Here is a 10,628-nt window from a genome sequence, read left to right as displayed (position 1 = left end):
CGAACGGCTCGCGCGACTGGCCATGCACCCACCGGGACCGAGAGGTCACAACCCTACCGAAGAGGGCCGCAGAAGGGATGGTCCTCTAATGAGCGGCACCGACCAGCCCGGCCTGGACGAGATCGACCGGTGGTTCGCCGCCGTGGCCGAGGGCCCGGTGAGGGCCTACGTGTTGGACCAGGAGCGGGCGGACAGCACCAGCAGGTAGCCGTCGGGGTCCTGGACGGTCACGCCCCAGGTGTCCCAGTACGGGTTGTGGGCGGGGACCCGCTTGCCGCCGTGCTGTTCGAGCCGCTCGATCAGGGAGTCCGGCACCGGCTCGCCGAGGTAGACGACCAGGAGGTCCTCGGCGGTCGGCCGCGGCTCGATCGGGGCGGCGGGGTCGTGGACGAGCTCCAGGTGCCAGGTGGCATCGGGCCAGCCGGCCATGAGGAGCGAGTGCTCACCTGGGGTGCCGTCCGTCTCGTGCCGGTAGAGGACGTCGAGCCCGAGCCCCGAGATCCAGAAGTCCTCCGCCGCGCGGAGGTCGCGCGAGGGGCGGGCGATGCGGATGTGAGCGGTGGCGTCAGCCGGCATGGTGCTACTTCCTGGGGCTGGGGCGTGGGTCCGGGTTCGGTGATGGCTGCGAGCCTAGAGATCACGGAGTCGGGCGCCATCGGGCGCTGGTCCTAGTTCTCGGTGGCGAAGAGGCGTCGGCCTGACCGGCCCCGGCTCGACAGGGACCGATGTCCGGGCTTCTCTCTAGACTGCGTGCCCATGGTCGAAGGACAGGACACGCGGCAGGAAACCGGAGACCCGACGTGGGCGGGCGTGCGGGAGCGGGTGGCCGCGCTGGCCGGCGATCCGCGCAGCGCGGTGGTGTTCGGTTCCAGCGGGCACCGGTTCCGGCTGGACAAGCCGCTGACGGCGGCGGAGCTCGCCGACCTTGAGGTGCGGATCGGGGCTGAACTGCCCGAGGAGTACCGGCGGTTCCTGCTGAACGTCGGCGCGGGCGGCGCCGGTCCGGCGTACGGGGTGTTCCCGGTGCGCAAGGTGCAGGGCCGTTGGCGCTGGGAGGGCGACGGCGCGGACCTGGCCGACCTCACCCTGCTGGCCGAGCCCTTCCCCCGGCAGGGCCCCGACCCCGAGCTGGTGCGGGCGCTGCTCGCGGAGCGCCCCGAGGAGGAGGACTTCGAGGAGATCGAGGAGTTCGACGACGCCAGCGAGGCCTGGGACGAACGCTGGGAGCCCGTGATGTTCGCCCCGGATCGTACGGCGGGCGCCGTCGTGATCTCCCACCTCGGCTGCGCCGCACGGCAATGGCTGATCGTGAGCGGCCCCGAGCGGGGCCGGATCTGGTCCGACCACCGGGTGGACGACGAGGACCTCACCCCGCTGCTCGACGAGCACGGCCAGCCGGTGACCTTCGCCCGGTGGTACCTCGGCTGGCTCGCGGAGAGCGAGCGGCAGGTGGCCGGCACCCCCGTCGAGGCCGGGTGACCGCGCCGACCCGGGGCCGAAAATGCCGAGGTCCCGCGGCCCGTCCTTGGTTAGCCTCGACGCCATGACCTGGCTGCCCGATGACTTCGTCCACCCTGTCCACGTTCCCCTGCTCAGCGGCGACTACCACCTGCGGCCGATCACGGAGGCCGACGCCGCCCTCGACTATCCGGCCGTGATGGGCTCCCGCGAGCGCCTGTGGGGCATCTTCGGCCCGGCCTGGGGCTGGCCCGCGGAGACGATGACCTTCGAGGCGAACCGGATCGACCTGGCCCGGCACGAGCGGGAGATAGCCGCTCACCAGTCCTTCAACTACGTCCTGCTCGACCGCGCCGAGACCGCGATCCTCGGCTGCGTCTACATCGACCCGCCGGAGCGGACGGGTGCGGACGGCGAGCTCTCGTGGTGGGTGGTGGACGAGTTGGTCGGCGGCGAGGTGGAGCAGGCGTTGAACGCCCTGGTGCCGCAGTGGGTGGCCGCCGACTGGCCGTTCCAGCGGCCGCGTTACCTGGGGCGCGACATCTCCTGGCAGGACTGGAAGGCGCTGCCGGCGGTCTGATCCTCCGGCACCGACCCCTGGGAGCAGGGCAGTGGGCTCTCAGGCGTCGGCCTGCCCGATCGGCGGCGGAGACGGTTCCGCGGGCGGTGGCAGCGGCGAGTAGCGGGCGCGGTTGGCGTTGAAGTGGGCCAGGTGGTGCGTCGCGCCCTCGAACTCCAGCTCCATCGGCGGAGGATCGGTCACTGGCGGGGCCCAGCGGGTGTAGTTCTCACCCTCGACCTCGATCTGCGTCTCCAGCCTCGGCGTGCCCCAGTACCGTACGTAGCTCTCCGCGCGCTCCGCCGTCCAGAGCGGTCCGCCGCCGAGCGCCTTCAGCAGGGCAGGGCTGATGGGGGATGTCGTCGCTTCCTTCCCCCGGTCGCGAACGCGAACGGGGTCCGGCGCCGGTGAAGGCGCCGGACCCCGTCCGACTGTGGAGCGCCAGGCCCGGGTTGCACGGACTCTCCCTACTGAAAGTAGGGCGTGCTCTGGTAGCACCGCTGACGCCTGACGAGGAATCATTCTCCCTCGCGACAAGAAGAATATTAGCAGCTCAAGACCCATGCGCCGAACCACGGGGTGCGGGGTCCGCCTCAGCGGCGTTCGGCCGCCCCGAGCAGGCGCGGCGGGAGGTACGGGGAGGTCGAGGTTGATCGCGGCGGCGGGCCCGGTGGGGCGGTCGGCGGCGGAGCCGGTGGGCCCGGCGAGGATGAGCGGGGCGAGGTCCTCCCGAACGCCGCCGATCAGGGCGAAGCCGTCGATCTCTGTCCGCATGGTGCTGTATTGAAGCACCGGCCGGCTGTCGCCGGCCGGTGCAGGGGAATCACACGTCGAACTCGCCGTTGCGGATGGCGGAGACGAGGTCGTGCCATTCGGTGGGGGTGAGTTGGGCGATGGCGTCGGGGAGAAGGCTGCTACGGACGTAGACGGCGTCGGGGCCTATGGCCACCTCCGGGCAGCTTGAGCCATCGGGGCAAGCTTCCGGCCGCTTCCAGTGGAGTGTTTCCATGGCGCTAGATCTCTTTCTTGATGAGCCTGATGGCATCGCGAGACTGACTCTCGGTGAGGGCACGCTCAGTCATTTTGCCGATGATGTGACGGTAGTTCTCCATCTGCCGTTGCTCGTGAAGGAACGCGGGACCGCCGACCGCATCGAGCTGGACGGTGTCCAGGCGGGGCACCGGGCCGTTCGCGTAGACGATGCCTTGCCCTGCACCCATGAAGCCATTGGTGCTGAAGGTGATCACTCGAAGAGTCACGTGGGGCAGCTCCGAGTACTCAAGCAGCTTGTCCATCTGTCGTTTTGCGGCATCACGGCCCCCGAACAGCATTCGCAGGGCAGCCTCATGGACCAACGCCGAGTACGGTTCACCGTCTTCCCGCATCAAGAAAGCCGAACGCTGTACTCGATGCTCCACCCGGGCTTCCAGGAGACGTGGTGAGAGCGGTGGGTAGAGATCCCCGAAGATGGATCGTCCGTACTCCTCGGTCTGCATGGCGCCTGGGACATGCGAGATCTGATAGGTGCACATTCCCCTGGAGAAGTACTCGACCTCTGCAATGTCCAGGAAGCCGACCGGCACGGAGCCTCGGTACTCCTCCCACCAACCCTTGTGGCGCTCCTCGGCCATGGCCGCGAGTGCCTCTACGAAGGCGTGATCGCTCTCCTCGTAGTCGCAGGCGAGCATGCGTACCCGCTCGGCGCTGATCGGGTACTGCCCTTTCTCGATCTGAGTGATCTTCGTTCGGGCAAACCCGAACAGCGCGGCAGCTTCGGCGGTTGTGCGGCCTGCGCAGTCGCGCATCTTCCGCAGCTCAGTGCCGACTCGTTCCTGCCTGGCTGATGGGGTAGTTCGTGGTGGCATGCCCCCAAGCATCCATCGCGACCCCTTGAGGGGTCCAGCAATCCATCGATCGAGTGAAGGGCGGGGTAGAAGTACCCCAACATGTACCACTGATGCCCTACAGTCGGTGATGAACCGACCACTGATGCGGGCGTCAGTAACGCTGCCTCGCACCGCAGAGCACCCATGCCCGGACTTGCTCACGGCGACAGCCCGCTCACCTCAATCCCCCCTCATTCCAGGGAGATTCCTGTGCGCAACCTCAACTCCCCCTCCCTCGCCCTCTCCCGCGACGTCCTCCGCGACGGCATGACCCGCGCGGGCTGGTCGCCCTCCTCCATCGCGGACGCCGAACTCGCCATGGTCGAACTCATCGTCAATGCCTGGCGCCACGCGGAGACGACCTCCCCCGTCGTTCTCATCCTCTTCCTTTCCAGCACCCTCCGCGTCAGCGTCTCCGACCGCAGCCCGAAGCTCCCGGAGCGGTGCAGCCCCTCTGCGCACGCCGAGTCCGGCCGAGGTCTCCAGCTCGTCGCCGCCCTCACCCACCGCTGGGGCGTTGACCCCCAGAAGCTGGGCAAAACCGTCTGGTTCGAGCTGGAGCTGGACGGTGCCGCGTGAGCGCCCATCACCCCATCCACCCCGCAGACCCGGCCCTGCTCCACCTCACTGCCCGCCAGCTCACCGAACTCATCGTCGAACTCCGCACCGAAGGGCGCGAGTTCGGCCTCCTCTGGCCCTCCGCGAACCCGGGCGAGATCAACCTCCAGGGCCGCCCGCTCGTCAGCCTCGGCAACATCCCGGCCAGCACCCTGATCAACCTCCTCGCCCTCATCCGCGAGTACAAGCGCAACCGAGACGCCGGCCGCCAGCGATGCTCGGACTCCTGACCTTCAACCGTCTCGCCGCTGCCCGGTACAGTCGCGCGTCGCCATACCAACGGATCGAAGGGCACGGATGCGTCGCCTCACCGCAGCATGTCTGCTCGTGACCACTGCTGCAGCACTGACGGGCTGCGCGAGTACTGCTCCTGCAAGCAGTAGCAAGGCGGTGGCCGCCTCGGCAGCCGCTTCCGTCTCCTCTTCGTCGCCCGCGAGCCCCAGCCCCAGCAGTGCCGCGCAGGCCTGGGCCCTGCAATCCTCGCAGTTCAGCACGGTGAGTTCTGCGGTGATCCCGATGGCCGCGACCATCACGAGCGCGAACGGGGATGCCAAGACCGTCGGCAAGGCGTGCACCGCCATGGCTGCGAAAGTCAACGGGCTGCAGCCGGAGGCGGGTGCACCGGAGGAGTGGGTGCAGGTCCTCGGTGACCTGCAGAAGGTTGCGACGCGCTGTGATGCGGTGACCTCCGGCGATCCCGCCGCCTACCAGCAGCTGGACGAGGACTTCGCCGACGCGATGGCCCATCTCGAACCGCTGGTCGGGTGACCGCCCGGCACCGCGCGTGATCCGGTGCGCGGGAAGTCGGCCCGCCCGGCACCGCGCGTGAAGCACCTCACCGATAGGCGGCGAGGAACGCCCGGCCGCACAACCGGCCGCACAAGGGGGTTGCCAGGGCCGGCGGCACTGGTGATCATCGTGTGATGATCACCGTCATCAGACGCGTACGGACCGAGGAATGGGAGCGGGTCAAGGCGATCCGGCTGGACGCCCTGCGGGACCCGGTCGCCGGCATCGCCTTCCTCGACACGTACGAGAACGCCGCCGCCCAGCCCGACGAGTTCTGGCAGGCCCGGACGACGCGCGCGGCCGAGGGTGACACCGTGCGGCAGCTCGTCGCGGAGGCTGAGGACGGCCGCTGGCTCGGCACCATCACCGTGCTGGTCGAGCAGCCCGGTGGGGCGGGGGCCCTCGGCGGCGACGTCATCGAGGTCCCGCAGACCCACCTCGTCGGCTTCTACGTCCGCCCCGAGGCGCGCGGCACCGGGCCGGCGCACGAGCTGATCCGAGCCGCTCAGGAGTGGTCGTGGTCGCTCACCGAGCCCCGGATCGAGCGGGTGCGACTGTTCGTCCACGAGGACAACGCGCGCGCCCAGGCGATGTACCTGCGGGCCGGCTTCAAGCACTCCGGCGTCTCGGTGCCGGTGCCGGGCGACGAGGCGCACCGGGAGATCGAACTGGCGGTCCTCCGGGGCTGACCACTGCGGCGCCGGCATCCGAACTCCGGAGGCCGGCGCCGAACCTTCGTGCGCCGTGCCCTGGCACGCCGAAGCTCGGGCGCCGTACTCCCGCGCTCGGATGCCGTCAGATGCTGCCCGCCCCCAGCAGCAGGCTGCCGAGCGCCGTGCGCCGGTGCAGCACCGCCTTCCCGGCGCGGGAGGTGCTGATCAGCCCGGCGCCGCGCAGAGCCGCCGTGTGGGCCGACACCGTCGCGGCGCTGATGCGCAGCCGCCGGGCCAGCTCGGTCGTGGTGTGCTCCTCGGCCAGCAGGTGCAGCAACTCCGTGCGGGTGCCGCCGATCACCCTGGCCAGCGCCTCCGGGCTGGCGGCGCCAGCGGTGCCGTCGGGCAGTGGCGGGAAGCCGGAGCCGGCCGGGTAGGTGACCGTGACCGGGCGGCCCCGCAGATCGGACAGCAGCGGCTCGCCGAACCAGTGGAAGCTGGGCAGGAGCAGCAGCCCGCGCCCGCCGATCCGGATCTCCCTTGCGGGGCCCGGGAGTTCCCACACGCCGTCCCGCAACCGGCTGCCCGGCAGGACCGCGGGGAGCAGCAACGCGGCGCCGCCCTCGGCGAGCTGGACGGCCCGGCGCACGAACTCCGCGTGGTGCAGGTCCTGCACCTGCGCCCAGACCGGGCCGAGCAGTGCCCCGAACGCCGCCTGCTGGGCCTGCCGGACCAGCCGCCACGCCTCGGGTTCGCCCCGGTACAGGCCGTGGACCCAGGCCGGGGCGGGCGCTCGCACGGACGCATGGACCCGTTCCAGCTCGGCGCTCACCAACTCGACCGGCCACGCCGCGACTTGGTCCAGCGCATCCGGCAGCGTGTCCGCCGTCGTGTCCAGGAAGCCCGGCGCCAGCCCGGCCGGTACGAGGTCCGCGAGCGGCCGGGCCGCGCCGGGCAGGGCCCGCAGCGCCCGGCGCCGCCAGGGCGCGCGCAGCAGGCTGCCGTCCGGCAGGCTCATTGTCGCCAGCGCCGCGTGCACTTCCTGCAGCGGGGCGGGCCGAGGTGCCAGGCGGACCCGGGCGAAGTCCTCCGGCGTGAAGTGGATCCGGATCACGACGCCCCCCGCCCGGCGCCGATCGCGGGCGCCATCCTTGAGCCTCCACGCTAAACGATCGCCCGTACCCGCCCTCGTGGGACAGCCTGCACGGCATGAACCTCCGACTGAGCCGGCGCACCCTCGCCAAGTCCGTCCTGCTGGGCCCCGCCGCGCTGCTGTTCGACGGCGGTCGAGCCCTTGCAGCCGCGCGGGACCTTGCCCCGGTCCTCCCCGCCCCGACCGGCCGCCACCTCGTCGGGCGCCACTCGCTCTACCTCGTCGACACCTCCCGACCCGACCCCTGGGTGCCCGAAGTCCCCTGCCGCGAACTGATGGTGACCGTCTACTACCCGGCGCGCGACACCACCGGCCGCGCCCCGGCCCCGCAACTGCCCCCGCAGGCCGCGCGCGCCTTCGGCCAGATCCTGCCGCACACCCCGCTCCAGCTCCCCGGCCCGGGCGTGGACTGGGCTGCCACCCCGTCCCACTCCTGCGAGGACGCCCCGCCGCTGCCGGGCCGCCGCCCGGTGCTGGTGCACAGCCCCGGCGGCGGTGACCCGCGCGGCCTGGGAACGTCCCTGGCCGAGGAGCTGGCGAGCCACGGCGCCGTCGTCGTCTCGGTCGACCACCCCGGCGACGCCCTCGCGGTCGAGTTCCCGGGCACCACGCCCTTCCGTCGCGAGCAGGTGCGCACGACCGTGCTGCGCGGCGACCCGCGCGACCAGCCGGACGTCTTCCGCACCATGGTCGACGCCCGGATCGCCGACCTCCACTTCGTCCTCGGCTGCCTCCGCCGCACCGCCGACCTGCCGCTGCCGCCCGGACTCGCCGCCACCCTCGACCTGCGTCGCCTCGGCGTGTACGGGCACTCGGCGGGTGCCACCGCAGTGTCGGAGGTGCTGCGCGAGGACCGGCGGATCCGCGCCGGGATCAACCTGGAGGGCTACCTCGACTTCCCGTCCGGCGAACTCCTCCCGGTCGCCGCGCAGGGCACCGACCGCCCGCTGCTGCTGCTCGGCAGCGCGGAGTTCGCGCGCCGGCGGGAGATGGACCGCTCCTGGTCGGCCCTCCTCGCCCGCTCCGGCCGTACGGTCCGCCGCGCGCTCGTCGCCGACGCCGACCACTGGGTGTTCACCGACTTCGCGGCCGTGCTGCCCCAGCTCCAGGCGGCCGGGCTGATCACGGCGGAGCGCCGGAACGCGGTGATCGGCAGCGTCCCGCCCGCCGTCTCCGTCCCGGAGGTTCGCCGTACGGTCCGCCGCTTCTTCGCCCGCCACCTGGCCGGGTAGGGCCTGTCGGCTGCGTGGCGCCACCGTCGTCGCAAGGGCGTCGGGCAGCTCGGCGCAGGCGGCCCGCAGGTGCCGGGTGAGGTTTTCGCAGGTGTGACAACTGCGGTACGTCGAAACCGAGTTGATCGGCGCCGCACCAGCCGGGGCCGACCCGGCCGCCCTCGCCACCATCCCGGTCGCCGGCGCCACCGCCCTGCGTGCCCTGCACCGCGTGGCGCCGCTGCTCGACCGTACCGTCCTGGTCACCGGGGCCACCGGGGGAGTCGGGCGGTACGCCGTCCGGCTCGCCCGCGCCGCAGGGGCGCACGTGATCGCGTCCACCGGCGCGCCGGAGGAGAACGGCGCTCTGCTGCGGCGCCTGGGCGTGCACGAGGCGGTCGGCGCGCCGACCCGTGGCGTGCGACGGGCCCCGGGCCCGGCGGGCCGCTACCGGAAGTCCTCCGCGTGGTCCCGCACCCAGGAGCGGAAGCTGCGCGCCGGACGCCCGAGCACCCGCTCCACCGTGTCCGTCACCCGCTCCGGTTCCCGGGCGAACGACTCCCAGGCGCGCAGCCGGGACTCCACGAACGCCGCGTTCCCCCAGGCCGCCGTCAGCTGCTCGCGGGCCGTCTCCGGTGCCAGCTCCTCCCAGCGCACCTCGCTGCCGAGCTCCTCGCCGATGATCCGCGCCAGCTCGGCGTGGGCGATCGACTCCGGCCCGGTGACCACGTACTTGCCGCCGTCGTGCCCGTCCTCGGTGAGCGCCGCCACCGCCACGTCCGCGATGTCCCGTTCGTGGATCAGCGAGCGGCGCGCCTCGCCGTACGGCCAGCGGACGACGCCCCGGCGCACCTGGTCCGCCCAGCCGAGCATGTTGCCCGCGAAGTCGATCGCCCGTACGAAGGTCCAGCCCAGGCCGGACTTGCGGATCAACCGCTCGATCTCCTGGTGGAAGATCACCGCCGGCTCGTCGTCCGCGAGGTCGGCCACATCCGCCGACAGATAGACGACCCGCTCGGCGTGCTCGGCGATCAGCTCCACCACCCGCGGCTGCACCGGGATCCCCGGCCACATCAGGTAGACGCTCTCCACCCCGCCCCGCAGCGCGTCCACCAGGCTCTCCGGCGCCGTCAGATCCCCCTGCACGGCCTCCACCGCCGCAGGCAGGTCGGCCCTGGCGCCGTCCCGCACCAACGCCCGCACCTCGTGACCGCCTTCGGCCAGCGAGGCCACAACATGCCTGCCCACACTGCCGTTTGCGCCGATCACCAGAATCTTGGTCATGCCTGCCTCGAACACCAGGTGGGCCCGGACTATGCCCCGGTGGCTGACCGGCCTACTGGTGGGCATCCGGGAGGGTCGCGCGCCGGAGGTCTCCGGCGGCGTGAAGCGCCCTCGGTCGGCGCGGTCGTCCGAGCAGCTCGTCACCGACACGGCCGCGGCGGGACATTGGGTCTGAGTCGAAACACGTGGGGGCGTCGCGGCTAGGCTGGCCGGATGTCCGACGATCGGTTGCGGTTCACCGTCCTGGGGAGCGCCACGCCCTACCCGAGCGTGGCCAACCCCTGCTCCGGCTACCTGGTGTCCGGCGGGGAAAGTCGGGTCTGGGTGGACGCCGGCACCGGCACGCTGGGCCCGCTCCAGCGGTACGCGCGGCTGGACGAGCTGGACGCGATCTGGATCTCGCACCTGCACGCCGACCACTGCGCCGACCTGCTCACCGCCTACTACGGCGCCCTGTACGCCGACATCCGGCTCGCCGCGCCGATCCCGCTCTACGGCCCGCTCGGCATCGTGGACCGGCTGGCGGACTTCCTGACCAATTCGGCGCGACGCAGCCCGGTCGAATCCGCTTTCGCCGTCACCGAGTTGTCCGACGGGCACCGGGTGACGGTCGGCCCGATGGCGCTGACCAGCCGGGCGGTGGACCACGGCATGCCGGCCTTCGCCCTGCGGGTGGAGGCCGGCGGCCGCTCGCTGGTCTACTCCGGCGACACCGCGCCGTGCGCCGCGCTCACCGAACTGGCAGCGGGCTGCGACCTGTTGCTGTGCGAGGCGGAGGGCGACGACCCGGCGCACCACACCCCCGAACAGGCCGGCGCGACCGCCACCGCGGCCGCCGTGCGCCGCCTGGTCGTCACCCATGTCGGCCGGGCCGTGACCCCCGGGCAGGCGGTCGCCCGCGCCGCGGCCCACTTCGCGGGGCCCGTCGACTCTCCCGCCCCCTGCCATCGGCGGGGGCCGCTCCTGTCGCCGCGCTGGGGCTGCACGACATTGTCTCCCGTGCGCTGGACCGTGCAA

The 10,628-nt window shown here is 72.1% G+C and carries 14 protein-coding genes; 8 read left to right on the top strand and 6 right to left on the bottom strand.

The window, feature by feature from the left end; translation table 11 throughout:
* Window positions 1–165: 165 nt before the first annotated feature.
* A complete protein-coding gene (locus tag ACWC9T_RS38940; RefSeq protein WP_449825771.1) occupies window positions 166–576 on the bottom strand; it encodes a VOC family protein in 411 nt (136 codons plus the stop codon).
* A gap of 180 nt (window positions 577–756) precedes the next feature.
* Between ACWC9T_RS38940 and ACWC9T_RS38935 the strand changes: the two genes are divergently transcribed.
* On the top strand, window positions 757–1,479 hold the full coding sequence (locus tag ACWC9T_RS38935) for an SMI1/KNR4 family protein (RefSeq protein ID WP_449825770.1): 723 nt from the start codon (window positions 757–759) through the stop codon (window positions 1,477–1,479).
* A 64-nt stretch (window positions 1,480–1,543) separates the two neighbouring features.
* Window positions 1,544–2,038 carry an N-acetyltransferase gene (locus tag ACWC9T_RS38930; RefSeq protein WP_449825769.1) on the top strand — a complete coding sequence of 165 codons (495 nt, stop codon included), beginning with the start codon at window positions 1,544–1,546 and terminating at the stop codon, window positions 2,036–2,038.
* Window positions 2,039–2,077: 39 nt separating this feature from the next.
* Here the strand turns inward: ACWC9T_RS38930 and ACWC9T_RS38925 are convergent, their stop codons facing one another.
* From ACWC9T_RS38925 to ACWC9T_RS38915, 3 genes are all read right to left on the bottom strand, one after another.
* On the bottom strand, window positions 2,078–2,203 hold the full coding sequence (locus ACWC9T_RS38925; protein ID WP_449825768.1) for a hypothetical protein: 126 nt from the start codon (window positions 2,201–2,203) through the stop codon (window positions 2,078–2,080).
* A 637-nt stretch (window positions 2,204–2,840) separates the two neighbouring features.
* The gene (locus tag ACWC9T_RS38920; protein ID WP_449825767.1) at window positions 2,841–3,026 is read right to left on the bottom strand and encodes a DUF397 domain-containing protein; all 186 of its coding nucleotides are present in this window, start codon (window positions 3,024–3,026) and stop codon (window positions 2,841–2,843) included.
* A gap of 4 nt (window positions 3,027–3,030) precedes the next feature.
* On the bottom strand, window positions 3,031–3,882 hold the full coding sequence (locus ACWC9T_RS38915; RefSeq protein ID WP_449825766.1) for a helix-turn-helix domain-containing protein: 852 nt from the start codon (window positions 3,880–3,882) through the stop codon (window positions 3,031–3,033).
* Window positions 3,883–4,113: 231 nt separating this feature from the next.
* On the opposite strand from ACWC9T_RS38915, the gene ACWC9T_RS38910 reads away from it, so the two are divergent.
* The 4 genes from ACWC9T_RS38910 (at window position 4,114) to ACWC9T_RS38895 (ending at window position 5,999) form a co-directional block, all read left to right on the top strand.
* Window positions 4,114–4,482 (top strand): ATP-binding protein, encoded by a 369-nt coding sequence (locus tag ACWC9T_RS38910; protein ID WP_449825765.1) that lies wholly within the window; start codon window positions 4,114–4,116, stop codon window positions 4,480–4,482.
* Window positions 4,479–4,751 carry a hypothetical protein gene (locus tag ACWC9T_RS38905; protein WP_449825764.1) on the top strand — a complete coding sequence of 91 codons (273 nt, stop codon included), beginning with the start codon at window positions 4,479–4,481 and terminating at the stop codon, window positions 4,749–4,751. The genes ACWC9T_RS38910 and ACWC9T_RS38905 overlap by 4 nt, the downstream gene beginning before the upstream one ends.
* 97 nt (window positions 4,752–4,848) lie before the next feature.
* Window positions 4,849–5,289, top strand: a complete 441-nt coding sequence (locus ACWC9T_RS38900; RefSeq protein ID WP_449825763.1) for a hypothetical protein — start codon at window positions 4,849–4,851, stop codon at window positions 5,287–5,289.
* A gap of 155 nt (window positions 5,290–5,444) precedes the next feature.
* Complete coding sequence (locus tag ACWC9T_RS38895; RefSeq protein WP_449825762.1) at window positions 5,445–5,999, top strand: GNAT family N-acetyltransferase; 555 nt, start codon at window positions 5,445–5,447, stop codon at window positions 5,997–5,999.
* A gap of 106 nt (window positions 6,000–6,105) precedes the next feature.
* On the opposite strand, the gene ACWC9T_RS38890 is transcribed toward ACWC9T_RS38895, so the two are convergent.
* Window positions 6,106–7,077 carry an ArsR/SmtB family transcription factor gene (locus ACWC9T_RS38890; RefSeq protein WP_449825761.1) on the bottom strand — a complete coding sequence of 324 codons (972 nt, stop codon included), beginning with the start codon at window positions 7,075–7,077 and terminating at the stop codon, window positions 6,106–6,108.
* 95 nt (window positions 7,078–7,172) lie between these two features.
* On the opposite strand from ACWC9T_RS38890, the gene ACWC9T_RS38885 reads away from it, so the two are divergent.
* A complete protein-coding gene (locus ACWC9T_RS38885; protein ID WP_449825760.1) occupies window positions 7,173–8,348 on the top strand; it encodes an alpha/beta hydrolase in 1,176 nt (391 codons plus the stop codon).
* Window positions 8,349–8,774: 426 nt separating this feature from the next.
* Here ACWC9T_RS38885 and ACWC9T_RS38880 read toward each other — a convergent pair whose 3' ends face one another.
* On the bottom strand, window positions 8,775–9,611 hold the full coding sequence (locus ACWC9T_RS38880; RefSeq protein ID WP_449825759.1) for an NmrA family NAD(P)-binding protein: 837 nt from the start codon (window positions 9,609–9,611) through the stop codon (window positions 8,775–8,777).
* A gap of 213 nt (window positions 9,612–9,824) precedes the next feature.
* On the opposite strand from ACWC9T_RS38880, the gene ACWC9T_RS38875 reads away from it, so the two are divergent.
* The coding region (locus ACWC9T_RS38875; RefSeq protein ID WP_449825758.1) for an MBL fold metallo-hydrolase at window positions 9,825–10,628 on the top strand (804 nt) is incomplete at its 3' end.

The organism is Kitasatospora sp. NPDC001159 (genome assembly GCF_053598235.1).
Note: the sequence above shows the minus strand (reverse complement) of the source record. Positions and strands in the feature narration are given on the sequence as shown.